Source organism: Bacillus sp. FSL P4-0334 (assembly GCF_038004825.1).
Lineage (GTDB): Bacteria > Bacillota > Bacilli > Bacillales > Bacillaceae > Bacillus > Bacillus velezensis.
On sequence record NZ_JBBORX010000001.1, the window covers coordinates 769,034 to 795,318 of the forward strand.

23 protein-coding genes are annotated in these 26,285 nt (G+C 48.6%); 13 read left to right on the forward strand and 10 right to left on the reverse strand.

Annotated elements, in window-relative coordinates; translation table 11 throughout:
- Positions 1-3: 3 nt before the first annotated feature.
- From NSQ37_RS03980 to katX, 11 genes are all read left to right on the forward strand, one after another.
- Complete coding sequence (locus NSQ37_RS03980) at positions 4-900, forward strand: ABC transporter substrate-binding protein (protein ID WP_007407746.1); 897 nt, start codon at positions 4-6, stop codon at positions 898-900.
- Positions 901-1,002: 102 nt separating this feature from the next.
- A complete protein-coding gene (locus tag NSQ37_RS03985; protein ID WP_025285481.1) occupies positions 1,003-1,353 on the forward strand; it encodes an ArsR/SmtB family transcription factor in 351 nt (116 codons plus the stop codon).
- Between the two features lie 12 nt (positions 1,354-1,365).
- Positions 1,366-2,664 carry an arsenical efflux pump membrane protein ArsB gene (locus NSQ37_RS03990; RefSeq protein WP_015240839.1) on the forward strand — a complete coding sequence of 433 codons (1,299 nt, stop codon included), beginning with the start codon at positions 1,366-1,368 and terminating at the stop codon, positions 2,662-2,664.
- A gap of 153 nt (positions 2,665-2,817) precedes the next feature.
- Complete coding sequence (locus NSQ37_RS03995; RefSeq protein WP_007614670.1) at positions 2,818-3,129, forward strand: PTS sugar transporter subunit IIB; 312 nt, start codon at positions 2,818-2,820, stop codon at positions 3,127-3,129.
- 14 nt (positions 3,130-3,143) lie between these two features.
- Positions 3,144-3,461 (forward strand): PTS lactose/cellobiose transporter subunit IIA, encoded by a 318-nt coding sequence (locus tag NSQ37_RS04000; RefSeq protein WP_012118771.1) that lies wholly within the window; start codon positions 3,144-3,146, stop codon positions 3,459-3,461.
- Between the two features lie 18 nt (positions 3,462-3,479).
- Positions 3,480-4,799 (forward strand): PTS cellobiose transporter subunit IIC, encoded by a 1,320-nt coding sequence (gene celB, locus NSQ37_RS04005; protein WP_012118772.1) that lies wholly within the window; start codon positions 3,480-3,482, stop codon positions 4,797-4,799.
- A 29-nt stretch (positions 4,800-4,828) separates the two neighbouring features.
- On the forward strand, positions 4,829-6,265 hold the full coding sequence (locus NSQ37_RS04010) for a glycoside hydrolase family 1 protein (protein WP_341123250.1): 1,437 nt from the start codon (positions 4,829-4,831) through the stop codon (positions 6,263-6,265).
- Positions 6,249-7,130 carry an ROK family protein gene (locus tag NSQ37_RS04015; protein WP_341123252.1) on the forward strand — a complete coding sequence of 294 codons (882 nt, stop codon included), beginning with the start codon at positions 6,249-6,251 and terminating at the stop codon, positions 7,128-7,130. The genes NSQ37_RS04010 and NSQ37_RS04015 overlap by 17 nt, the downstream gene beginning before the upstream one ends.
- The gene (gene manA, locus NSQ37_RS04020; RefSeq protein ID WP_160242413.1) at positions 7,127-8,071 is read left to right on the forward strand and encodes a mannose-6-phosphate isomerase, class I; all 945 of its coding nucleotides are present in this window, start codon (positions 7,127-7,129) and stop codon (positions 8,069-8,071) included. The genes NSQ37_RS04015 and manA overlap by 4 nt, the downstream gene beginning before the upstream one ends.
- Positions 8,072-8,090: 19 nt before the next feature.
- The gene (locus NSQ37_RS04025) at positions 8,091-9,173 is read left to right on the forward strand and encodes a glycosyl hydrolase (protein WP_251248127.1); all 1,083 of its coding nucleotides are present in this window, start codon (positions 8,091-8,093) and stop codon (positions 9,171-9,173) included.
- A gap of 77 nt (positions 9,174-9,250) precedes the next feature.
- Entirely contained in the window at positions 9,251-10,864 is a 1,614-nt protein-coding gene (katX, locus tag NSQ37_RS04030) for a catalase KatX (protein WP_012118777.1), read from the forward strand.
- A gap of 39 nt (positions 10,865-10,903) precedes the next feature.
- Here katX and NSQ37_RS04035 read toward each other — a convergent pair whose 3' ends face one another.
- A complete protein-coding gene (locus NSQ37_RS04035) occupies positions 10,904-11,890 on the reverse strand; it encodes a choloylglycine hydrolase family protein (RefSeq protein WP_025285486.1) in 987 nt (328 codons plus the stop codon).
- Positions 11,891-12,206: 316 nt separating this feature from the next.
- On the opposite strand from NSQ37_RS04035, the gene NSQ37_RS04040 reads away from it, so the two are divergent.
- Entirely contained in the window at positions 12,207-13,565 is a 1,359-nt protein-coding gene (locus NSQ37_RS04040; RefSeq protein WP_015240847.1) for a purine-cytosine permease family protein, read from the forward strand.
- A gap of 13 nt (positions 13,566-13,578) precedes the next feature.
- Here the strand turns inward: NSQ37_RS04040 and NSQ37_RS04045 are convergent, their stop codons facing one another.
- The 5 genes from NSQ37_RS04045 to NSQ37_RS04065 form a co-directional block, all read right to left on the reverse strand.
- Positions 13,579-14,409 (reverse strand): NAD(P)H-hydrate dehydratase, encoded by an 831-nt coding sequence (locus tag NSQ37_RS04045; RefSeq protein WP_040238716.1) that lies wholly within the window; start codon positions 14,407-14,409, stop codon positions 13,579-13,581.
- A 91-nt stretch (positions 14,410-14,500) separates the two neighbouring features.
- Positions 14,501-16,231, reverse strand: coding sequence for a thiol reductant ABC exporter subunit CydC (cydC, locus tag NSQ37_RS04050; RefSeq protein ID WP_015240849.1), 1,731 nt, complete (start codon positions 16,229-16,231; stop codon positions 14,501-14,503).
- Positions 16,228-17,931, reverse strand: coding sequence for a thiol reductant ABC exporter subunit CydD (cydD, locus tag NSQ37_RS04055; RefSeq protein ID WP_015240850.1), 1,704 nt, complete (start codon positions 17,929-17,931; stop codon positions 16,228-16,230). Before cydD ends, cydC begins: the two co-directional genes overlap by 4 nt.
- Entirely contained in the window at positions 17,931-18,947 is a 1,017-nt protein-coding gene (cydB, locus tag NSQ37_RS04060; RefSeq protein ID WP_012118783.1) for a cytochrome d ubiquinol oxidase subunit II, read from the reverse strand. Before cydB ends, cydD begins: the two co-directional genes overlap by 1 nt.
- Positions 18,931-20,337 carry a cytochrome ubiquinol oxidase subunit I gene (locus NSQ37_RS04065; protein ID WP_007614697.1) on the reverse strand — a complete coding sequence of 469 codons (1,407 nt, stop codon included), beginning with the start codon at positions 20,335-20,337 and terminating at the stop codon, positions 18,931-18,933. Before NSQ37_RS04065 ends, cydB begins: the two co-directional genes overlap by 17 nt.
- 502 nt (positions 20,338-20,839) lie before the next feature.
- On the opposite strand from NSQ37_RS04065, the gene NSQ37_RS04070 reads away from it, so the two are divergent.
- Positions 20,840-22,183 (forward strand): 2-hydroxycarboxylate transporter family protein, encoded by a 1,344-nt coding sequence (locus NSQ37_RS04070; RefSeq protein WP_012118784.1) that lies wholly within the window; start codon positions 20,840-20,842, stop codon positions 22,181-22,183.
- A gap of 34 nt (positions 22,184-22,217) precedes the next feature.
- Here NSQ37_RS04070 and NSQ37_RS04075 read toward each other — a convergent pair whose 3' ends face one another.
- From NSQ37_RS04075 to NSQ37_RS04090, 4 genes are all read right to left on the reverse strand, one after another.
- Entirely contained in the window at positions 22,218-23,060 is an 843-nt protein-coding gene (locus NSQ37_RS04075) for a polysaccharide deacetylase family protein (RefSeq protein WP_012118785.1), read from the reverse strand.
- A 99-nt stretch (positions 23,061-23,159) separates the two neighbouring features.
- Positions 23,160-24,260 carry an ABC transporter ATP-binding protein gene (locus NSQ37_RS04080; protein WP_061581619.1) on the reverse strand — a complete coding sequence of 367 codons (1,101 nt, stop codon included), beginning with the start codon at positions 24,258-24,260 and terminating at the stop codon, positions 23,160-23,162.
- Positions 24,261-24,376: 116 nt separating this feature from the next.
- The gene (locus NSQ37_RS04085) at positions 24,377-25,270 is read right to left on the reverse strand and encodes a PucR family transcriptional regulator (protein ID WP_094032018.1); all 894 of its coding nucleotides are present in this window, start codon (positions 25,268-25,270) and stop codon (positions 24,377-24,379) included.
- A 166-nt stretch (positions 25,271-25,436) separates the two neighbouring features.
- Complete coding sequence (locus NSQ37_RS04090) at positions 25,437-26,273, reverse strand: YitT family protein (protein ID WP_003150818.1); 837 nt, start codon at positions 26,271-26,273, stop codon at positions 25,437-25,439.
- Positions 26,274-26,285 lie beyond the last annotated feature (12 nt).

The window sequence follows — 26,285 nt, forward strand, 5'->3', positions numbered from 1 at the left end:
CCCATGAAAAAAATAATTGCGCTCGTCAGTTTCATGTGTATTTTCTTATTGGCTGCCTGCCAATCTGATTCAACACAGCCGGAGTCAAAAAAGAAATCCGGCGATCATAAAATCGCTTCGATGTCCATTCACCTGACAAATGATCTGCTGGCTCTCGGCGTTACACCGGCCGGTTCCGTCGTGGGCGGAGAATTAAAAGATTTTCTCCCTCATGTGAAAAATCAGCTGAAAGACACGAAAAAACTCGGACCTGCCTCAGACCCGGATATGGAAGCTTTACTTGAGCTGAATCCAGACAACATTTATCTTGATAAAGAATTTGCGGGAAAAGATGTGTCAAAATACAAGAAAATCGGAAACACACACGTTTTCGACCTTGATAAAGGCACATGGCGCGATCATTTAAAAGACATCGGAAAAATCGTCAACCGTGAAAAAGAAGCGAAAACATTTATTCAAGATTACGAAGATGAAACAAAACAAGTCAGATCCATGATGAATAAGGAATTAGGGAAAAACGCCAAAGTCATGGCGATCCGCGTGAACGCAAAAGAGCTTCGCGTCTTCAGCACACGCCGTCCGATGGGACCGATTCTGTTTGACGATCTGAAGCTGAAACCGGCTGACGGCATTAAAGAAATGAACACCTCCCGCCCTTATGAAGTCATTTCTCAAGAAGTGCTGCCTGATTACAACGCAGATGCGATTTTCGTCGTCGTTAACAGAGACGACAAGTCACAGCAAGCCTATAAAGAATTGCAAAAAAGCGCTGTATGGAAAGGGCTGAAGGCCGTGAAAGCAAACCACGTCTATAAAATTGCCGATCAGCCTTGGCTTGATTATTCAGCACTGGGAAATAAATTAGCAATGGATGAAGCGAAAAAACTGTTCCAAAAATAAACATGAGCCGGTTTTGCAAAAAGTGCAAGGCCGGCTTTTTTATATTGTCGTTTACTTATATAAACATCTGCTTATATAATAGTGTAAAAAAGGAGTGAGCGCATGGAACGGAGGCATCATGCTTTAAGTTCCGAAGGGATCAGCCAGTGCCTCAAACTTCTAAGCGACCCGACGAGGCTTTTGATGCTGAAGCTTCTGAAGGATAAGGAATATTGTGTCTGCGAGCTGACAGCTATTTTTCATATAAGTCAGCCCGGCATCAGCCAGCACTTGCGGAAGTTAAAGAACGCCGGCCTTGTGCGGGAAAGACGCGAGGGTCAGTGGCGGTACTATGCCATTCATCCGTCCGGTCCGGAATACGCGCTGGTTTGCTCGATTCTGCAGCAGATAGATGAAAAGGACGAAGTTTTACAGACATTGCGGCAAAAAGAAGTCACTGTTACATGCCGGTAAGGGGGATATATCTTGGGAGTTGCGGTTTTATCAGCGCTGATTTTTGTGCTGACACTTGTGTTTGTCATATGGCAGCCGAAACATGTATCAATCGGCTGGTCTGCCTGCGGCGGGGCGGTCCTCGCTTTGATCGCCGGAGCAGTCAGCCTGCACGATATCGCGGAAGTGACGGGAATCGTCTGGAATGCGACACTTGCCTTTATCGCCATTATTATCATTTCATTGATTCTTGACAGTATCGGTTTTTTTGAGTGGGCCGCGCTGCATATGGCCATGGCGGCCAAGGGCAGCGGGCTGCGGATGTTTCTCTATGTGTCGGTCTTAGGGGCTGTTGTCTCCGCCCTGTTTGCCAATGACGGAGCGGCGCTCATTTTGACCCCGATCGTACTGGCGATGGTGCGGGCTTTGAATTTACCTGAAAAGCTGGTTTTTCCTTTTATTATCGCCGGAGGATTCATCGCCGACACCACCTCGCTTCCGCTCGTTGTAAGCAATTTGGTCAATATTGTATCCGCCGATTACTTTCATATCGGATACATTGAATATGCATCACGCATGCTGGTGCCCAACCTTTTTTCTCTGGCGGCAAGCATTTTGGTGCTGTATCTCTATTTCAGAAAAAACATTCCGAAACGGTATGACACCGGTCTTGTGAAACATCCGGCATCCGCGATTAAGGATGAACGCCTTTTCCGGTTATCGTGGGCTGTGCTGGCCGTTTTATTGATCGGATATTTCGTCAGCGAACTGCTGTCGATACCCGTTTCCTTCGTTGCCGGCTCCATCGCGGTCATTTTTCTCATTCTGGCGCAGCGAAGCCCCGCCGTCCCTGCAAAACAAGTCATCAAGGACGCCCCGTGGGCCATCGTGTTTTTTTCTGTCGGCATGTATGTTGTCGTGTACGGCTTGCGGAATGCCGGACTGACGGATCTTCTTTCTCAGCTTATACAGAAATCGGCGGATCACGGTTTGTTTGCGGGCACACTCGGAATGGGGTTTATCGCGGCGATCCTCTCCTCCGTTATGAATAACCTGCCGACGGTGATGATTGACGCCATAGCCATCAGCGGAACGGGCACTCACGGGCTGATGAGAGAAGCATTGATTTACGCGAATGTTATCGGTTCGGACCTCGGGCCGAAAATTACGCCGATCGGGTCGCTGGCGACGTTGTTATGGCTCCACGTGCTGAGCCGGAAAAACGTGAAAATTTCCTGGGGAATGTATTTCAAGACAGGTCTGATATTAACCATTCCGACGTTATTCATCACCCTGATCGGACTTTATTTATGGCTGTTATGGCTCGCTTGAGATGAAAAACCTTTTAAGTTGAATCTTAAAAGGTTTTTTTGTGTCAAAAATCCGAAAAGTAAAACTTTTATATTTTAAAAGTATAGACATTTAATTTCAAAAGATTATAATATTCATGAAAACGTTTTAACTTTATGAAAGAAGGGATTCCTCATGAAAAGAATTTTATTAGCCTGCAGCTCAGGCATGTCCACCAGCCTTCTTGTTACGAAAATGCAGAATTACGCCCGCTCCATCGGTGAGGAAGCCGAGATTTGGGCAGTCGGACAGGATAAAGCAAAAGAAGCGATGAAAGATGCAGACGTCGTACTGATCGGCCCGCAGATGAGTTTTTTAAAAGGTGAGCTTCAAAAAGAGGCGGACCCGCTTCACATCACCGTTGATGTGATTGACATGATGGCTTACGGCATGGGAGACGGCAAAAAAGCATACGAACAGGCCGTTGCCTTGATAGAGAACAAATAAAGGAGGCGATAAGCATGGAAACGTACACGGATGAACAGATCAGTTTTCAGCTGATTCTTCACAGCGGCAATGCCCGCAGCAATATTATTCAATCGATACGCGCATATAAAGACGGCCGGACAGATGAGTCAGACTCCTTTCTGACAAAGGCTGAAGAAGAACTGGGGAAAGCGCACGACATCCATTTTCAGATGATTCAAAAAGAAGCCGGCGGCGCCAAAACGGATGTCTCTCTGCTTTTTATGCATGCTGAAGACCACTTAATGTCAGCGCTTACAATGAAAGAGCTCGTCAAAGAAATGCTCGACTTATTTCAATCAAAGAATTTATAAAAAGCCGGGGGTGAAGACGTGTTTGAGAAAATCAGCCAATTCCTTGTTCCGATCGCGGGAAAATTAAACAATAACCGCTACTTGCAAGTCTTACGGGATGCTTTTATGCTGGCGTTTCCGCTGACCATTTTCGGTTCGGTGTTCGTCGTGCTGACGAACCTGCCGTTTTTAAACAAAATCATGAGCAGCTCCGCCCTGTCTGTCTTTCAATCCGGATTTGGCGGCGCTTCGACGGCGACGATGGGGATTATGTCCATTTTTGTCGTCTTCGGGATCGGCTATTACCTTTCCAAAAGCTACGAAGTGGAGGCCGTATTCGGCGGAGCGATCGCATTGGTTTCTTTTCTGCTGCTCACCCCGTTCGTTTTAGAGCCGGAAACGGGCAAAGCGGTCGCAGGCGTCATTCCGGTTGACCGGCTTGGAGCAAAAGGGATGTTTCTCGGCATGATGACCGCGTTTTTGTCAGGTGAAATCTACAGAAGAATCGTTCAGAGAAACTTAACGATTAAGATGCCTGCCGGTGTTCCTCCGGCTGTTGCTAAATCGTTCGCCGCATTGATTCCGGCTTTTATCACGCTTACCGTCTTCCTCTTGATCAATGCGGCTGTCACCCAGATCTTTCACACCAATCTGCATGATGTCATTTATCATACGGTTCAAGCCCCGCTTGTCGGACTTGGAAGCGGCATCATTCCTACATTAATCGCTGTTTTCTTTATTCAGATTTTATGGTTTTTCGGACTTCACGGACAAATCATTATCAATTCCGTGATGGACCCGATTTGGAATACATTACAGGTCGAAAATTTGGCAGCGTATACAGCGGGGAAAGAGATTCCCCATATTATTTCTAAGCCGTTTATGGAGATTTACACCGTCGGAATGGGCGGAACCGGAATGACATTGGCCATAGTGATCGCCATCTTGCTTTTTATGAAAAGCAAACAGATGAAACAGATATCCAAACTCGGTCTCGCGCCAGGCATTTTCAATGTCAATGAGCCGGTTATTTTCGGTTTGCCGATCGTGATGAACCCGATCATTATCATTCCGTGGGTGATCGCACCGATGGTTGTCACCCTCGTCACCTACCTGGCCATGTCGGCGGGGATCGTGCCCCCTCCTACCGGCGTGACCGTGCCTTGGACCGTCCCCCTTTTCATTAACGGGATTATGGCGACCAATTCCGTCATGGGCGGCATTATGCAGCTGGTCAACCTCTGTATTGTGTTTGTCATCTGGTTCCCGTTTCTTAAAGCGCTGGACAAATTAAACATGGCAAAGGAAAAAGAAGCTGAGACCGAGCAGCATGCCCGGGATGACAGCATGAGTATGTAATCAAAATCGCAGTAAGGGAGAGAAATCAATTGACTGAATCAAATATTCAATATCGTTTTCCGGAAGGATTCTGGTGGGGGTCTTCCGCCTCCGCCACCCAAACAGAAGGCGCCGCTGACAGAGACGGAAAAAGCCAAAACATATGGGATTACTGGTATGAAAAAGAGCCGAGCCGTTTTTTTAACGGCGTCGGCCCCGGCGACACGTCACGTTTTTACGATCAATACAAGGAGGATATCCGGCTGATGAAAGAAATCGGCCATAACTCCTTCCGGCTGTCTATTTCCTGGTCAAGATTGATTCCGGACGGAACTGGCGAGGTCAATCAGAAAGCGGTCGCGTTTTATCAGGACGTCATCGATGAAATGCTTGCCCATCGCATTGAGCCGTTTGTCAATTTGTTTCACTTTGACATGCCGCTCGCCCTTCAGCGTAAGGGGGGCTGGGTCAGCCGGAACACCGTTGACGCGTTTGAACATTACGCCAAAACCTGCTTTTCGCTATTCGGTGACAAGGTGAAAAAATGGTTCACTCACAACGAGCCGATTGTGCCGATTGAAGGCGGCTATTTATACGACTTTCACTACCCGAATCACGTTAATTTTCAAGAAGCGGTGCAGGCCGGTTTCCATACCCTGCTGTCGAATGCAAGGGCTGTCAAAGCCTACAGAGAATTGAAACAGGACGGACAAATCGGAATCATTCTGAATCTGACGCCTTCTTATCCGAGAAGCTCACATCCAGAAGATGTCAAAGCGTCCCGGATTGCCGACGCCTTTTTCAACCGCTCATTTTTAGATCCCGCCGTAAAGGGCGAATTTCCTGAGGAGCTTGTCGAGATTCTCAAGGCGGAAGGCTTTCTGCCGCATTATGAGAAAGAAGATCTCCGCCTCATTCAGGAGCATACGGTCGACCTGTTAGGTGTGAACTACTATCAGCCGAGGCGCGTCAAGGCAAAAGAATATGTTCCGAATCCGCATGCCCCTTTCCTGCCTGAGCGTTTCTTCGATCCGTATGTCATGCCCGGCCGGAAAATGAACCCTCACCGCGGGTGGGAAATTTACGAAAAAGGAATCTACGACATTCTTACCAATCTCAGAGAACATTACGGAAATATCGAGTGTTTTATTTCTGAGAACGGCATGGGAGTTGAAGGCGAGGACCGCTTCCGCGATGAAAACGGCATCATTCAGGATGATTACAGGATTGAATTTATCCAGGAACATCTCAAATGGGTGCATCGGGCCATCGGAGAAGGTTCAAATGTAAAAGGCTATCACCTGTGGACTTTCATGGACAACTGGTCTTGGACAAATGCTTATAAAAACCGCTACGGCTTTGTATCTGTCAATCTGGAAAACGGGGGCGAACGGACCGTCAAAAAAAGCGGCCGCTGGTTCAAATCCGTTTCCGATCAAAACGGATTTGAACAGATGAGGAGGGACGGCCATGCTTGGAGGTATTGAAGCCGGCGGCACGAAATTTGTCTGTGCCGCCGGACAAAGAGACGGCACCATTCTGGACAGAGCAGAGTTTCCGACGGGAGAACCGGATGACACACTCAGACAGGTCATCCGTTACTTTACAGATTTCCCGATAGACGCCATCGGCATCGGTTCGTTCGGGCCGATTGATATCCGTCCTGACAGTCAAACATACGGGTGCATCACCGCGACGCCGAAGACAGCCTGGCGGAACTGCCCTATTCTTCAAACGATCAAAAGCGCTCTGGATATTCCCGCAGGCTTCACCACCGACGTTAATGCAGCGGCGCTCGGAGAAGCTTCTTTCGGCGCGGCCAAAAACGCGGACAGCTGCCTGTATTTGACGGTCGGCACAGGCATCGGCGCGGGCGCCATCATGAACGGCAGATTTGTTCAAGGGCTGTCTCATCCTGAAATGGGCCACATTTATGTCAGAAGACATCCGGACGACGGCTACAAAGGCAATTGCCCATACCATACAGATTGTCTGGAAGGCCTCGCGGCAGGCCCCGCCATTGAGAAACGCTGGGGGAAAAAAGCATTTTTGCTCACGGATCAGCAGGAAGTGTGGGAGCTTGAGGGCTATTATATTGCCGAAGCGCTTGTGCAGTATATTCTCATACTTTCGCCGGAAAAGATCATTCTCGGCGGAGGCGTCATGAAGCAGCGGCAGCTGTTCTCTTCTATCCGTCAGCACGTGAAAAAGCGGCTGAATCAATATATTGATCTGCCCGACATTGAACACTTCATCGTTCCCCCTCAATTAGGGATTCACTCCGGCGCGGCCGGTTCGCTCGTATTGGCGGAGCGCGCATTAAAGGCGGCAAACCCGGAGGCGGAAAAATGACGAAACTCTTATTTTTGGAACCGGTTTTTAAAGAAAGATTATGGGGCGGGACGAAGCTGCGCGATACATTCGGGTATGAGATTCCTTCTGAGCGGACGGGCGAGTGCTGGGCGATTTCAGCTCATCCTCACGGCACATCCATCGTGCGGAACGGGCCTTTTTCCGGAACATCATTACACCGTCTCTGGAATGAACACCCTGACCTGTTCGGACATCCGAAAGAAGACGCCTTTCCCCTGCTTACAAAAATTCTTGACGCAAATATGGACTTATCCGTACAGGTGCATCCGGATGACGCATATGCACATCGGCATGAAAACGGAGAACTCGGAAAAACGGAATGCTGGTACGTGTTGGACTGCAAAAAAGACGCGGAGCTCATTTTAGGACACCGCGCCCAAACGAGAGAAGACTTCGTTCGGCTCATTGAACGAAACGAGTGGGATCACCTGCTCCGCCGCATCCCCATTAAGCCCGGCGACTTTTTCTATGTCCCGAGCGGCACACTGCACGCTTTATGTGAAGGTACGCTCGTTCTTGAAATCCAGCAAAGCTCTGATGCCACCTACCGGCTTTACGACTATGACCGGACGGATGGGAACGGGAATAAACGCGAGCTTCATCTTCAGAAAGCAATTGACGTAACAGACATTCCCCATACCGATGAAAATGTAAAAAGCACAAAGCATCAGATCGGAGATGCTCTGATTACGATACTCGCCGAAACACCTTTCTTTTCAGTTTATCAATGGGATGTGAGCGGGAAAGCATCATTCCCCGCACCCGGCCGGTATTTACTCGCAAGCGTCATGAAAGGACGCGGAGAACTGGATGGATGCCCCATTCACAAAGGCGATCACTTTATCGTGCCGGCGGATTCCGGAGATTTTGTTATAGAAGGAGATTGTGAGGTTATCGTTTCACATCCTTCATCATCCTAAAAATCAGGAGGTCTTTTATATGCTCAAAAGGTTAGCAGTCTGCCTGTCTATCGTTTTATTACTCTTAGGAGCCGCCAGTCCGATATCGGCTCACACCGTTTATCCCGTCAACCCAAATGCCCAGCAGACGACAAAAGATATCATGAACTGGCTGGCGCACCTGCCCAACCGTTCAGAAAACAGGGTCATGTCCGGGGCGTTCGGCGGGTATAGCGATGTCACTTTTTCAATGACAGAGGAAAACCGCTTGAAAAACGCGACGGGACAGTCTCCCGCCATCTACGGCTGTGACTATGGGAGAGGATGGCTTGAAACAGCGGATATCACCGATTCTATCGATTACAGCTGCAACAGCAGCTTAATCTCATACTGGAAAAGCGGCGGCCTCCCTCAGGTCAGCCTGCATCTCGCAAATCCGGCTTTTCCATCCGGAAACTATAAAACGGCCATCTCAAACAGCCAGTACAAAAACATCCTGGACCCTTCAACTGTTGAAGGAAAACGGCTTGAGGCGCTGCTCAGCAAAATCGCCGACGGCCTTACTCAGCTGAAAAATCAAGGCGTCACCGTTCTGTTCAGGCCGCTGCATGAAATGAACGGCGAGTGGTTCTGGTGGGGGCTGACAGGCTACAACCAAAAAGACAATGAGAGAATCTCGCTGTACAAAGAGCTTTACAAGAAGATATACCGCTATATGACAGAGACAAGAGGGTTGGATAACCTTTTGTGGGTGTATTCGCCGGATGCCAACAGAGACTTTAAGACAGACTTTTACCCAGGCTCATCTTATGTGGATATTACCGGTCTGGACGCTTACTTCACTGATCCGTATGCGATATCAGGCTATGATGAAATGCTGTCTCTGAAAAAACCGTTTGCCTTTGCCGAAACCGGTCCGTCCGGTAATATCGGAAGCTTTGATTATGCTGCTTTTATCAATGCGATCAGGCAAAAGTATCCCGAGACAACGTACTTTTTGACATGGGATGAACAATTAAGTCCGGCGGCCAATCAAGGCGCGCAGGCCCTTTATCAAAACAGCTGGACGCTGAACAAGGGCGAAATATGGAACGGCGGGTCCTTGACGCCGATCGCGGAATAACCGCTTCTTTTGAAAATCGGTTTTAAAGAACGGCTCTGCTGGGCATATTGTTACCGTTCAAAAAGGAGGGTTCGACAATGGAAAATAACAAAAACAGCGAAGAAACGCTTTCCAGTAAGACGACCGGTAAAGGCGAGTCAGAAGACACGCTGACAAACCGGCAGGGCCATCCGGTCACTGACAACCAGAATGTCAGGACAGTCGGCAATAGAGGACCGACGACATTGGAGAATTATGATTTTTTGGAAAAAATCAGCCACTTTGACCGCGAACGGATTCCCGAGCGCGTCGTTCACGCGCGCGGCGCCGGCGCACACGGATACTTTGAGGCGTATGGAAGTTTTGGAGACGAGGAGATTTCTACATACACAAGAGCGAAAGTGTTTCAAAAGAAAGGAATGAAAACTCCGGCGTTTGTACGGTTTTCTACCGTCAACCACGGAAAGCATTCCCCGGAAACATTGCGTGATCCCCGGGGGTTTGCCGTTAAGCTTTATACCGAAGACGGCAACTGGGATCTGGTCGGCAACAACTTGAAAATCTTTTTTATCCGTGATCCGCTGAAGTTCCCGGATCTTGTGCACGCATTTCAGCCTGATCCCGTTACGAACATTCAGGACGGCGAGCGTATTTTCGACTTCATTTCCCAATCACCGGAAGCGACTCATATGATCACTTTCTTGTTTTCGCCGTGGGGCATCCCGGCCAACTACCGGCAGATGCAGGGCTCAGGCGTCCATGCCTACAAATGGGTCAATGAAGAAGGAAAAGCCGTGCTCGTCAAATATCACTTTGAACCGAAACAGGGCATCCGCAACCTGACACAGAAGGAAGCGGAAGAGATTCAGGGGAAAAACTTTAACCATGCGACACAGGATTTGTATGAAGCGATTGAAAAAGGCGATTACCCTGAATGGGAAGTGTATGCGCAAATCATGACTGATGACGAACACCCCGAGCTGGATTTTGATCCGCTTGATCCGACCAAGCTGTGGTATAAAGACGATTTCCCTTGGAAGCCGATCGGTAAATTGGTTCTGAACAAAAACCCGGAAAACTACCATGCCGAGGTGGAACAAGCGTCATTCGGAACGGGCGTGCTTGTGGACGGCCTTGATTTTTCGGATGACAAATTACTTCAGGGGCGGACATTCTCCTATTCAGATACCCAGCGGTACCGCGTCGGCGCAAACTACCTGCAGCTTCCGATCAACTCGCCGAAAAAGCATGTCGCCACCAACCAGGAAGGCGGGCAAATGCAGTATCGGGTCGATCGGGCAGAAGGACAAAACCCGCACGTCAACTATGAGCCGTCCATTATGGGGGGACTCAACGAAGCAAAGCAGGATGGGAAAGACCATACACCTCATGTCGAAGGCGATGTGATGCGGGAGGCGATCGACCGGTCGAATAACTTCGGCCAGGCCGGAGAAACATACCGCAGATTTTCGGAATTTGAACGGAACGAATTGATCACAAACCTGGTCAATACGCTTTCTTCCTGCCGCAAAGACATTCAGGATCAAATGATTGAGAATTTCACAAAAGCAGATCCGGACTACGGAAAACGTGTGGCGGAAGGGCTGAAAAAAGCCGCCGAAAGCAACAGCGGCGGGCCGATCGGCACTACTGATACAGCACAAGCCGCAAAACAGGCTGAACAGGAAAGCCATCCGTCTGATCCGTATTAAATAAAAAAACAGGACAATCGCGTCCTGTTTTTTTTTGAGCTAATTCAGCTCCTGTATATTCTGCTCCGCCGCGGCCGCAAATACTTTCGGCTCCGGACGGTCAAGATCTTCATGGAATAAACTTACTTTGTGAATCTGCCGGTTGTCGTACAGATGAAAGTAGTAGTTCCCGGTGTCACAGCACATGACCGACGTATACTGCGTATAATCAATTTCATTCTCCTCTGTGATCACCGCGCCTTTTGGAATATTCACATTGGACAGCACGTGAAAAGCGGCCGTAACGCCATCCGTTTCATGAGCGGCAGGCTCTAAATGCTCTTTCAGATAAGCGGCTCTGATGAATCGGGATGGCGGCGTGTAATCACCGGGAAGCCCGATCGTTCCAGATCCTTGGCCGAAAGCGGTTAATGTCATTCCGCCCAATGTTTTGCTTTCTGACTGCTGCGGCCTGATTCCGATATAATGGCGCAGATTGGTCACATGCCAAGGAAATTCCGGGCTGTTGGTCATCACTCCGGGTTTGTTGTCATATACTTTCATTCCCTCCGGTGTCGGCTCGATGACAATGCAGCCGCCCGTGCGGTCTGATAAAATCCAATGAAGAGGCAGCACCGTATCCAATAACATCAATTTCTTCTCTACAATCGTCAGCGAACCGAGCTTTTCCTTTATGTCTTCAAGAGATTCACAGTTTGATAAGGCCCAGGTGACAAACTCATGAGGAGCGATGTGACAGGTGCCCTCCCGTTCCGCTTTCTCGTATCCCGCAAAGCCCGGAAAATACAGCGTCGCACACGACAGCCCTTTTTCATTTACGCCGTCGGCAAACAGAACATTGCCGAGATTTCTCCCCATGCCGATAAATGCGTATTTCGTCTTATGCATCCTGCCGTCAGCTTCGCTTTTCCAGCTGTACTGACGAGGATAAAGCACGACGTCCGTCCCGAGCTGAAATGCAAAATCCATCGTTCGCGCCAATAGGTGATTACCGTCTGTCGTTTTCAATGTAAGACTTGTACACATATCATCAATCCCCTTTTCATTAATGAAATTTACACAAAGTAAACTATTCTTCCAGCTTAACGAATAATGGCTCCATTCGTCAAAAGATTGACACATTTCTCCTTAATACATATTAGTCCGTAAGCATATCCATGCCTTTTAAACCCTGGCAAATCGTTTTGGCGGCAGTGTTTGTTCCGTTTTTCAAAAAAACTTTTGAACGGCTGTCAACGAGGCTTTACAATGTTTTTCCTGCATGCTGGAATTTGTAAACGGCAGGTCAATCTGTTAAGCTATGTCTTTATGTTAAAGAAGAACATACGGAGGAGATTATCTATTGAAAGTAGAAAGGCGAACGATTGAACATATTCCGCATGACGAAAGACACGGAAAGGCTAAAGATTTATTCCCCGTCTGGTTCGGGGCTAATATGCATATTACGACGTTAGTCACAGGCACACTGCCCGTTACAATGGGGCTCGATCTCTTTTGGAGTATCGCCGCCATTATTATCGGAACCTTTATCGGCGCAATCTTTATGGCGTCTCATTCCGCACAAGGACCTCAGCTCGGAATTCCGCAAATGATTCAAAGCCGCGCGCAATTCGGCGTGATCGGAGCGATTCTGCCCCTCTTTTTGGTCATGTTTATCTACTTGGGCTTCTTTGCGAGCAGTACGATTCTCGCAGCCGGTACACTGAGCAGCTTTGTACCGATTCCGGCTTCATGGTGTATTATCGGCTTAAGCGCCATCTGTTTTTTACTCACGATCTACGGTCATGATCTGATTCACAAAATGCAGAAAATCCTCTCTTGGACCTCCTTTGCCGTTTTTTTTGCTGCAACGATTCTTATTTTTCAACTGCCGATTCCTTCAGGAAGCTGGGTGCCCGGCTCATTAGATCTGCCTGTTTTTCTAGTGGCGGTCAGCGCGGTGGCCACATGGCAGCTGGCATATGCGCCATATGTCGCAGATTATTCCCGTTATCTGCCGGTCAAAACACCGGCATCGCATACCTTTTGGTACAGCTACGCAGGTACGTCAGTCAGTTCCATCTGGATGATGCTTCTCGGCGCCATTTTGACGACGGCGCTCCCGGAATTTACCGCTAATGCGGGAAATGAGATTGTCCGATTGTTCGGTCCGTTTTCCTTTATTATGCTGATCATCGTCCTGTTCGGGCAAATGGCGATCAACGTCTTTAATTTATACGGAGCCTTTATGTCAACCACGACTACCTTGGAGCCGTTTTTAAAACTGAAGGTGACGCCGAAAACGAGAGTGGTAATGATCCTTTGTGTGACGGCAGCGGGTACTGTATTAAGTCTCTTGGGCCAAAGCAATTTCATGGAACTGTTTTTAAATTTCATCTTTTTCATCAGTTATTTCTTAATTCCATGGACGGCGATCAACCTCGTGGATTACTATTTTATCCGCCGCGGAAAATACCACGTCAAATCGATGTTTGACGTCAACGGACAATACGGCAGGGTCAATTGGATTACAGCGGCCGCCTTCGTGTTGTCGATTATATTAGAAATCCCATTCATCAATACATCCTTTTACATCGGGCCGCTCGCTGAAATATTCGGCGGAGGCGACATTGCCTGGGTCATCGGCCTGGCCGTTCCGTCGCTGCTGTATTATGTCCTGATGAAATCAAGGGTAAAACAACAAGAGGCGCCTTCTCTATGAAGACGCCTTTTCTTTATTCATATTCCTTCCATACACGCGGCAGCAGTTCAGAAAGTTCGTGCGCCAATAAGGTATGGGCGGAGCGCTCTTTCGTCCATAACTCCGCACATTCACCGTGAAGGCGGACGGCGTTCAATACGGCATGCTTCGGGTCTTGATGACAGCACAGCATGCCGAGAATCATTCCCGTCAGCGTGTCGCCGGTCCCGCCTTTTGCAAGCGCGCCGTTTCCGGTTGTATTCCTGCGGCATTCCCCGTCGGGAAAAGCGATAATGGTTTCGTTTCCTTTCAGGACAATCGTGACGTGAAGCCGCTCCGCCCATTCCGCGGCATATCCCGCTCTGTTCTGCTGAATCTCTTGAATCGGAAGGCCTGTCATTCTGGAAAATTCGCCGGGATGAGGCGTCAAGATCACGGGGGCTTTCCTCTTTGGATAGGTTCTTTTCGTAATGGCGCCCGCGTCCAGTATGACGGGATAATCGGCAGAAAGCAGCTGATCAGCCGCCTGCTGCACTTCGTCTGTTTGGGGAAGGCCCGGTCCGATGGCAGCGGCCCGGATGGTTTCCCCGGGCTGGCCCGCCGCGGCTTTTTTCCAGCCGTCACGCCAGTACGTCGCTTCCGGCAGCACCGGGACGATAAGCGGGATGACGCCTGCCGATGTACCGATGACGAGCTTGCCGACACCGCTTCTCATCGCGCCCAATCCGGCCAGAAGGGCGGCTCCCGGCATGTCTTCGCTGCCGGCCAGCAATAACGCCGTCCCGAACGTCCCCTTATGGCTGTCTGCTTCCCGCTTCGGCAGCGTATCTTTCACATCCTGTTCCGTCCAATCCATTATATTCATCTCTGTACCTCCTCTTCTGTCTCCTATTTATATTCCAAACAAGAAGAGATTTTAAACCGCACAAAAAAAACAGCCGCTTGTTTGCGGCTGTTTATGTTCTGATTGGAACATCAAGACGGTAAAGCTTCCGGTACCGTTCGTTTTCTGCAAGCAGCTCTTGATGAGTTCCTTCCATTTCTGCTTTTCCATTTTCTAAAAAGACGATTTTATCAGCTGTTTCCACACCCGCTAAATGGTGTGTAATCCAGAGGATCGTTTTCTCTTTAAAGACATCAAAAATCGTATCAAGCAATTCGCGTTCAGTGACCGCATCAAGGCCGACCGTCGGTTCATCAAGGATAATGACCGGCGTGTCTTGGAGCAGAATACGGGCAAGCGCGATCCGCTGCCGTTCCCCGCCTGAGAAACGAATCCCCGTCTCCTGCACGGACGTTTCATATCCGTCAGGCAGTGATTCAATATAATCATGCAGCTTCACTTGCCGAGCCGCACGCTTAACATCTTCATCACTCGCCTTGCCGTTTCCGAGCCGGATATTGTTCATAATGCTCGTGTTAAAGAGATGAGGTTTCTGATTCAAAACGGCCACCGCTGAGGAAATCTGCTCCTGCACGGCCGCAGTTTCCAGCCCGTTCAGCATCACTTTGCCCGAATCGGGAACTAAGGCGCCTTCAATTAAAGCGAGAGAGGTCGACTTACCGGAGCCGCTCCTGCCGAGCAGCGCCATTTTTTCACCTTGGCGGAGAGTGAAGGAAAAACGGCCAAGCACATGACTGTGCTGATCATAAGAAAACGTCACGTTATCAAATGTAAGTGTCACATCAGATACATCCAGTTTCTCATCCGTCTGCTTCACCTCACGACTTCGCAGCTCCGGAGCCGCCTGACTCATTCTTTTGATGGAATCCTGATAAGAAGGCACTTCCGTCAGCGCATCCGAAAGGGGCAGAAACGCATCCGTCAATGGAAATACGACAAGCACAAAGGCCGCGATCATCGTGTTGGCGATGCTGCCGTCCGCATACTGACCCGCCGTCCAGAACAGCATGATCAATATGAAGCCGCCGACAAGGCATTGCGCGGCGAGATCACGCCATCTCGTAAACCGCTGACGTTTGCTTTCAAGATCAAACCATGCCTTCTCTTTCTCTTCATAAGAGGAAATAAAGGCCGCCTGGCGTCCCGAGAACATCCAGTCGCTCACGCCGAGCACGGCATCTGTCAGCCGGCTGTAGAGCGTATTCCGTCCGCTTTTCAGCCTCATGTTTTTCGCTCTCGTCACAAGAAGCGACACAACCGGAAACAATACAACCAATATAAACAGGTAAATCGCCGCAAAAGCGGCAAACGGCCAGGAAAAAAAGCCGAGTCCGATAACGGAGGCCGCATACAGCAGCAAAGCGGAAACCGCCGGGAAAATCGTTTTTAAAAACGCATCCTGCAAATGCTCAATATCCTCAGCCAAAATGCCGAGCATGTCGCCCGTCCGAAAACGGGATGAAAGCATGAGCGAGGCCGGCTCCAGCATATTGTAAAGCCGCACCCTCATGTCGGACACGATTTTCAGAATGATATGGTGCCCCGTCAGACGCTCGGCGTACCGTGAGACTGAACGGGCAATCCCGAAGGTCCGCACGGCTACAATCGGAACGTACACCAGCAGGATATTCTCAGGCCTGGTCGCCGACTTAGAGATCAAAAAACCGGAAGTGAACATGAGAAAGGCCGCCGAAAAAATCGTCACCGCGCCTAAAAAAATCACAAGAACAAACAAACGGGCATTTTGCTTCATATACGGCAGAATCCATTCTTCTTTTCTCATGTTCTTTCCCCCAGTTGCGCCTTTACAAGTTTGGCGTATACGCCTTGTTTCGCCATCAATTCGTCGTGGGTGCCGATTTCCGCCACCGCGCCGTCATCAAGCACGATAATTTCGTCCATCTCAAGCATCCAGTGAAGACGGTGAGTGGCCAGAAAAACAAGCTTGTTTTCAAACAGGTCTTTCATCGTTTCTTTTATTTCATATTCTGTTTCAATATCAAGGTGAGCGGTCGGCTCATCCAAAAGGAGAATCGGCCGGTTTCCTAAAAAGGCTCTGGCCAGCGCGACACGCTGAGCCTGCCCTCCGCTGAGCGCCCGTCCGCCCTCGCCGATCCGGCCGTCAAGGCCGCCGGGCAGATCACGGATCAGTTCGGAAAGACCCGCCGATCTAGCGGCCTGCGCCGTTTCCTCACGCGAAGCATCAGGATGATAAAACCGGATATTATTCAAAAGCGTGTCATCAAAAATATACGGGTGCTGCGGAATATAAAGCAGCTGCTTCTGCCAGCCGTCCGACTGCAGATGCGAGCGGGATTCACCGTTTACCTTGATCTCACCGGACGCAGGCTCTAAAAAGCCGCCCAGCACATCAATGAGTGTCGATTTTCCCGCACCGCTTTCCCCGATAATTCCGATTTTCTTCTTCCCTTTAAAGGACAGATGAAATTCAGACATCGATTCTCGGACGGACAAACGCGTAAGCTGTAATTCATCCCCGTCAGTCCACGTATCAAGTTCGAGCGGCTTTTCTTCTTTAAAACCGGGCTGCGCCAAAATCGCTTGAATGGTTTTCCCCGCCTCCTGCCCGTTTAACGTCGCGTGGTAATCATTCCCCACTTCGCGGACCGGGAGAAAATATTCAGGCGCGAGAATGAGCGCGGTCAATGCCGGTCCGAGCAGAATTTGTCCGTCTATCAGCCGCAAGCCGAGAAACACCGCCACTGTCGCCACCGACAGCATCGTAAAAAAGTCCAGGGCGAATGATGATAAAAACGCGACCCGGAGCGTGCTCATCGTCGCCTTGCGGTATCTCTCACTGACATGAAAGATATTTTTACTGTGTGATTTGCTTAATCCTAAAAACCGCAATGTCTCCAGTCCGCGGAGCGAATCCACGAAATGATTGGAAAGCGTCTGATAGGACTTCCATTGGCGATCGGCTTTTTTCTGTGCGACAAGTCCGAGCAGAATCATAAATACAATCAAAATCGGAAGCGCAAGAATCAGAATCAATGCCGATGTTTTATCCTGAAAAAACACGTAAATAACAACGGCCGCCGGCACAATCGCCATGCTGACCATTTTCGGCAGAAACAGCTCTAAATAACGGCGGAACTGGCTGATGCCTTCCATCGCCAGCGTCACCATCCGGCCTGTCCCCTCTTTTTTCGCAAAGCGGGGGCCGAGACGGAACAATTGCTCAAGAAATCTTTTTCTTAAGTCTGCGCCGGTTTGCGCGGCATATTGGTACACGATTTTCTGCCGGACCGTTGTCACCGCATGCCGGACCAAAAACGCAAGCAGGAAAAAGCCGATAACCGGATAAAGAGAAGCAATCCGCTTCCCGTTAAATAATCCGGTTACCGCCTGGCTCAGCCATTCCGCCTGCAAGATGATGGCGGCCGTTTGTATAATCGTTAATCCCGTAATGATCGCAAGAATCCGCTTCATTCCTTTATAAAGAAACAGGTCTTTTCCCATTAATAAGTCATAGGCTCCTTATGGCTGACGCGTTTCCGGAAGACATAATAGCTCCAGATCTGACTGCCGATGACAAACGGCAGCAGAGTCAGTGCGACAATTGTCATGACCTTAAGTGAATAATCACCGGAAGACGCGTTAGCTACTGTTAAGTCATACGCGCTTTTCAGCGAGCTGACCATGACGCGCGGGAACAGAGAGATAAAAATCATCGCAACTGTCAAAGCAAGACCCGCGCCGGTCATACCGAATGCCCAGCCGTCTTTTTTCTTGCTCATGAACACAATGGCAAGAACGTTGCAGATGACAATCAGCACGAATACCGGAATCGTGATGTTTGCCCGGCGTGTAAACATATCCGTATCGTATGCAGACATCGCAAAGAAAGCAAGTACAACAAGAAAGATAACACCGATTACGCGTTTTGCCATTTTTCTCGCACGCTCTTGTAAATCACCGATCGTGCGCAGGGTGATAAACATTAAACCGTGCAGGAATGAAAGAAGGGTGACGGCTGCTCCGCCAAGAACGGAATACACGTTCACAATATCTGAAAAACCTGCGTGAATGTTCATATGTCCGTCAATCGGAACACCGCGGAACAAGCTTGTGAAAATAAGTCCGAATACAAATGGCGGGATAAGGCTGCCGAAGAAAATCACCCAGTCCCATGTTTTGACCCATTTCAGATTATTCACCTGGCCGCGGAATTCAAATGCCACGCCGCGCCCCATCAAGGCAAGAAGAATGATGATAAACGGAATGTAATATCCGCTCAGCATCGTCGCATACCAGTTCGGGAATGCCGCGAAGATCGCTCCCGTACCTGTGATAAGCCACACCTCATTCGCATCCCAGAACGGGCCGATGGTGTTAACCAGCACTCTGCGTTCTAATTCATTATGGCCAAGAAATCGGGTCGAAATGCCGACACCGAAGTCAAAACCCTCTAAAAAGAAAAATCCGACAAACAAAACTGAAACGAGTATAAACCAAAGATCATGAAGTGACCCCATGGTAGACCTCCTGACTGAACGGATCCGTTGATACAGGAACATCCTTATGATCATCATGGTCCGCACCTTTTTTAATTTCACGAACGAATAGGAAAACAAGCAGCGCGCCTAAAATCAAGTACATGACGCCGAAGCTGATAATTGAAAACAGCAGAGATCCCGTCGTTACGTTAGGAGAAACGGATTGTGCGGTCGTCAATTGTCCCATGACCGTCCACGGCTGGCGTCCGATTTCAGTCATAATCCAACCGGCAGAGTTCGCAATGAATGGAAATGCGATTAGTGCGATCATGCCCCGTAAATACCACTTGCTCGTATGAAGCTTTTTGCGGCGGTTCAGAATAAAGCCGGCAATCGCGGCAAATATCATAAGCGCGCCCGCTCCCGCCATAATGCGGAAACTCCAGAACGTCGTTTTAACAGGCGGGATATAGTCGCCTTTTCCGTACGTTTTTTCGTATTCTTTTTGAAGTGTTTTCATCCCTTTCACACTGCCGCTGAACTTCTGGTAAGCCAAGTAGCTCAGTGCGTAAGGAATTGAAATTTCTGATGTGTTTTTTTCTTTATTCGTATCAATATTCGCAAAAGCCGTCCACGCGGCAGGATCACCGCTGTCATCCCAAAGCGCTTCACTGGCAGCCATTTTCATCGGCTGCGATTCCATTAAATGCTCAGCCTGCATATGTCCGCTGAACGCAACGCCGATACCGGCGATCAGACCGACAATCATCGAAAGCTTGAAAGATTTATGGAAGAAAGGCACTTCTTTTTTCTTCAATAATTTAAATGCGCTGACACCGGCGATAAAGAAAGCACCCGTCGCAAGCGCCCCGAAAATGACGTGAGGGAATTCAACCCAAAGCTGAGGGTTTGTCAAAAGCGCCCCGAAATCATTCATTTCCGCGCGGCCGTTTTTAATCGCAAAGCCGACCGGCTCCTGCATGAATGAGTTTGCCGTCAAAATCCAGAAAGATGACATAATCGTTCCGAAGGACACAAGCCAAATGCAAAGCAAATGCACTTTTTTAGATAAACGGTCCCAGCCGAAAATCCATAATCCGATAAAAATAGACTCCATAAAAAACGCCAAAAGCGCTTCAACCGCAAGCGGAGCTCCAAATACATCTCCGACAAAACGGGAATAATCAGACCAGTTCAATCCGAACTGGAATTCCTGAAGAATCCCTGTGACGACGCCGACAGCGAAGTTAATTAAAAAGAGATGCCCCCAAAATTTAGCCATTTTGAGATAGGTCTCTTGTTTTTTGACAACATAAAGCGTCTCCATCAAAGCAACCATAAACACAAGCCCGATAGACAAAGGCACAAACAAGAAGTGAAACAATGTTGTAGATGCAAATTGAATGCGGGCTAATACCAACTCACTCATGATGTTTTTCCTCCAATCTGGTAAATTGCTCAACATTTCACAAACATAGCAAAATCATTGCTCGGTATTTCACAAAAAATGATATATTTGCTCAATGTTTCACAAATTCGTCAAAACTATTGAAATATCAGCCTGTACACCCTGGGGGACAGCGGCTGTCATAGAAATGATTCAATATCATTACTTTACAACGATTCAGCCTAAAAAAAAAGATCAATATACCTAAAATAAGGCTGAAATTGTGACCGATTATTGTCGGATTTGTAGAGATTTTATGTCAGCACCTAGGATATTTGTCCCTTTGATATCGTACCTCTTTTTTATTCGTGTGGCGAACAAAATGCTTTTCTCGATGAAAAAGCCCGCCAAATCGCCATTTTGAGAAAGAAGATGTGAAGAAAGCATGCCCTCTAGTAAATTCATAATATATGAACAATTTAAATTTTTTAGTATACTTTAAATGGGGATATTTTTTCACTACATAACGACTGGGGGAACAAGCATGGGAGAACTTCAACCAAAATTGCAAACGGATTCAATCCAAAAACAGGAACGGACTGATAACTGGTTTGCCAGAGCAATGAATATAAGAATCGGCATTATTCCTCTTCCTATCTATATCCTGCTTTTCTTGCTTATTACGGTGTTTGTCATGAGCCGTGATGTAAAAAGCGACATTCTGACATCAATTGCCGTCATGAGTTTTTTCGGATTTACCTTCGGCCAGATCGGAAAATCCATTCCGATCGTGCGGTCCATCGGCGGCCCTGCGATTCTCGCAACCTTTATTCCATCCGCTGTCGTCTACTACCACTTGCTTCCGAAAGACATTATTACTTCAACAACAGAATTCACGGAAAGCTCCAACTTTCTCTATCTATTTATTGCCGGTATCGTCGTCGGCAGTATTCTCGGGATGAAAAGAGAGACGCTCGTCAAAGCTTTCGTCAAGATTTTTATTCCGCTGATCGCCGGCTCGATCGCGGCCGCCATCGTCGGCTTATGCGTCGGGACGCTGCTCGGGCTCGGCTTTCAGCACACACTGCTTTATATTGTCGTTCCGATTATGGCGGGGGGTGTCGGTGAAGGCGCGATTCCTTTATCCATCGGCTACTCCGATATTATGCCGATGTCCCAGGGAGACGCCTTTGCGCTTGTGCTGCCGTCCATCATGCTCGGCAGCCTGTGCGCCATTATGTTATCGGGTTTGCTGAATGTCATCGGGAAACGCAAACCGGAATGGACGGGCAACGGGAAGGTTGATAAGTCTGATCATTCCGCTCCCGCATTGGAACAGCCGGCCAATGATAAAACGTTTGATTTGTCCTTTTTCGCTTCGGGCGGTATTTTAGCGGTTTCCCTCTATTTGGTCGGCATGCTGGCGCATGATTTCTTTCAGCTTCCGGCTCCTGTCGTGATGCTCGTCCTTGCCGTTCTCATTAAGCTGTTCAGGCTGGCGCCGGCTTCGATTGAAAACGGAGCCTTCGGCGTCTCGCGCTTTTTCTCGACAGCCGTGACCTATCCGCTCTTATTTGCGATCGGCGTTTCAATGACACCGTGGGACAAGCTGATTGCGGCGTTTACGATCAGCAACATCATTACCATTTTATCAATCGTCGTCACGATGATGGCCGTCGGTTTTCTGACCGGAAAATGGCTGAATTTGTACCCGATTGAGACGGCAATTATTAATGCCTGCCATTCCGGCCAGGGCGGCACCGGCGACGTCGCGATCTTGAGCGCCGCTGAACGGCTTGAGCTTATGCCGTTCGCCCAAGTGTCGACCAGAATCGGCGGAGCGATTACCGTGAGTGTCACCCTTCTGCTGCTTCATCAATTCTATTAAACTGAAAAAAGCCTCCGCATATGCGGAGGCTCTGTTATTTCATCACATTTTGAATATAAGAGCCAAACGCCGCGCCGGACATGCCCGGCGACACACGGACGCGGTGAAGCCCGTAAAGCCCCTGATCTCTTGACGCCGCTCCCGGCTCCGTCGTAACCGCCATACGGTAGCCTGACGCGGCGGCGGCTTTTAATGTTTCCTTATTATATCGTCCGACTGGGTAGCTGATCATAGACGTCCGCTGCCCGAACATTTGATCAAATAAACGCTTAGAGTCCTTCATTTCACGTCGCTGCTGCTGCGGTGTGAGCCCGTTCAATTCGAGATGGTTCATCGTATGGCTCTGAATGGAAATGCCGTGGGCGGCCATCTCCTTCATCTGCTTCTCAGTCAGATGATTCTTATGCCCGATATAGTTTCCGATCATAAAGATTGTCGCTTTCATCTTGTATTTCTTTAAAATGGGATAGGCCGCTTTCACATTGTCGGTATAGCCGTCATCAAATGTGATCAGAACACATTTTTCACGCGGCTCCTTATCCTCCGTCAGCATCAGATAGGCCTCTTCAGGAGTCATCGTATAATAGCCGTGATCATGAAGCCACTTCATATGCTGCCGAAATTCTTCCTTCGGCACACGCAGGCTGTTTCCCTCAGAAATGCTGTGGTACATCAGAATCGGCAGTCTTGCCGTTCCTTTCGTTTGAACCCAGGCGGACGTATCCGGCTCTTTTTTGATTTGGCGCTTTACAGACTTTTTATCGTGGTGCGCTTCTGCCTTCGGAATGCTTTGTTCGGCGCTTGCCTCATGACCCGAGCAGGCGGCAAGCGTAAACACGGCAGCCAAAAGGCACATGCACATGATCATGCGTTTCATCGTTTTCCTGCTTTCTGTCTTCTATTTACTTTTTATATCGGTTATGCGTCATAAATTGTTACATCAAAAAAGCCGGACATCCAGCTGTCCGGCTTTGCGTTATGAGCGGATTCTGATTTCTGTTTCACTGTCAAAAAAGTGAGCTTTATTCATGTCGAAAGCGACGGTCAATTCCTCACCGGCACGTATGTCATGGCGGGCGTCAATCCGGGCGATAAAATCCTGATCCCCGATCCGGGAATAAACCATAATTTCTGACCCGAGCAATTCCGCGACATTGATTTTAGCTGTGATGGATGAATTCTTATAGGATTCTACCACAATCAGCTCATCATGTATGTCTTCCGGGCGGATGCCGAAGATAACCTCTTTGCCGGCATACCCTTTTTCCCGGAGCATTTTCATTTTCCCTTCCGGCACGCTGAGAGCGGCTGAACCGATCTGAATGGCGCCGTCCGTCAGCTTTCCTTTGAAAAAGTTCATCGCTGGGGAGCCGATAAACCCGCCGACAAATACGTTTTCGGGATGTTCATACACGTCTTTCGGCGTGCCGATCTGCTGAATTTTTCCGTCCTTCATGACGACGATGCGTGTCGCCATCGTCAGTGCTTCTGTTTGGTCGTGCGTCACATAGATTGTGGTTGTTTGCAGCCTTTGATGCAGCTTAATAATTTCTGCCCGCATCTGCACCCGAAGCTTTGCGTCCAGATTTGACAGCGGCTCATCCATTAAAAACACTTTGGCGTCCCTGACAATCGCCCGGCCTAATGCAACCCGCTGCCGCTGCCCGCCGGAGAGCGCCTTCGGTTTGCGGTGCAGATACTCTGTGAGCCCCAGCATTTTCGCCGCTTCTTCGACCCGTTTTTTTATCTCAGGTTTCGGCATCTTCCTCAGCTTCAGACCGAAAGCGATATTATCATAGACCGTCATGTGCGGATATAACGCATAGTTTTGAAACACCATGGCGATATCCCTGTCTTTAGGAGCGATGTCATTCACTCTCGTGTCACCGATATAGAAATCGCCCTTCGTAATGTCTTCCAGCCCGGCAACCATCCGCAATGTTGTCGACTTGCCGCACCCCGACGGACCGACAAACACAATAAACTCTTTATCTTTAATATGAAGGTTAAAATCATCGACAGCCGCTTCTTTTTGATCGTAATACTTATAAATATGCTCCAGCCGAAGTTCCGCCATGTCATCTCCCCCTTTTTGCAAACGCTTTCTTTAATAGGATTGTAACAGCGTCAGACGGCGGCGGATATAGGCAATGTTCATAAAAAAAGTCCGCTGCCTTCGTGCACATTTCCCATTTAATGTGATTTTTCATACTGCAGACAAATGAAATAAGCCAGCAGGGCGCCCCGATATGTCTTAATATCAATACCCGAGCGTTCCGCAAATTTATCAATCCGATATTGAAGACTGTTGCGGTGCAAATGCAGTCTTTTCGATGTGAGCGACATGTTCGAGTTATGTTCAATAAAAGTCTGAATCGTATGCTTCAGCTCCGGTTCTTTCTGAAACAGCAGCACCGCTTCTTCGTGAAGCAAGGCTGAGAGCTTTTCTCTGCTTTCTTCCATGAGCATAGCCGGAAATACCGTTTCCGCGGTCAGCGTGCTCAGCTGCGGGAGATAACGCCGGCCAATCTGACAATATTGCTGTTCTCTCCGATAATGAAGGCGCAGACGTTCTCCCGCGCCATAATACCTTCCGATGAAAAAACGGACACTGAAATAAAAATCGCCTTCGAGAATCTTCACAAAAGATGCGATGTCATCCGAATCTGGCGCTTCCAGCTTTTCTTCCTCCACAATCACGCCCTGATCCCTTCCCGTCCGGACAACTGTATATGAAACCGGCCAGAAATGGCGCAGCGCTTCCGTAAATGCCCCCCAGTCCCGTTCTCCCAATAAGTCATAATGGATAAAACGGACACGCGGCTCCTTGACATCAGGCACCGGGCCTTCTTCCAGCAGAAACCGCCGCCACCTCTTTGCTGCCGCCGTCTCCGGAAAAAAAACGCCTTTTTCTTCAGCGGGCGCCAAAAATGATTCCAGAAGCAGTTTCTCCTTCGGGGTGATATCCTCCTTCGGAATGGCGACATAGACCCGCCTTTTCTCATCATAAAAGCAAAAGACATCCTCCGCCGTACAGCACTTATCAGACAACACAGCCCTCGGGTAAATTGCCAATAACGGGTTCATATGCGCTCCTCTCTATCGCTCTATCATATTGTCAGTATAAAACGTCCGGCCGATTGTATCCACTTCGTTTTAAGAAACAGCTTTCAGGCTATTTCCCGGGAAACGGATCATAACAGCTTCTGCCGGCATAAGAAAAAAACCCTCCGCGCCGGCAGAGGGATCCTTTTTATTTAGAGATATCGACGAAGCCTTCACCAAAGACGTCACGCACATCATGAACAATGACAAACGCTTTTGTATCACAGCTTTTAATAATTTTTTTGAGCATGGAAAGCTCTTGTTTCTGGATGACGATATATAAAATTTCTTTCGACTGCCCCGTGTAATTTCCTTTACCCGACAGCAGCGTAACCCCTCTGTCCATAAGCGTGTTGACCTGTTCGGCGATTTCGTGCTTATGCTCAGATATAATCGTCACCGCTTTTTTCGTATTCAGGCCTTCAATGATAAAGTCCATCACCTTCGTTCCGATGTACAGCATGACAATGGTAAACATCATTTTTTCCGCACCGATGATGAAATAAGAACTGAAGACGACAATCAGATCAAAGAACAAAAGCGCATAGCTGATATTCCAATCGAGATATTTGTTCGCAATCCTCGCCAAAATGGCAGAACCCGCAGTCGTGCCTCCGACTCGAATAATGATCCCGATTCCGACACCTGCAAACACACCCGCAAAAATAGTATTAATAATGAGTTCATGTGAAGGCGAGTGCCAATCATGCGTCAGATGCAGAAACAGTGAGTTGGCGACAACGGTAATGATCGTATAAAGCGTTGTTTTTCCGTCTAAAAATTTGTATCCGATAATCAATAAGATTCCGTTCAAAATGATATTCGTCACCCCGGGCGACCATTCAAACACATAGTACAAAATCAGGGTGATTCCCGTTACCCCGCCCTCTCCAAGATCATTCGGAATGGCGAATAAATTAACGGCCAAAGCAAAGATAAAAGCCCCAATAATCAGCATCAGCACATCCAGCAATCTCTTTTTCATCCCAGACACTCC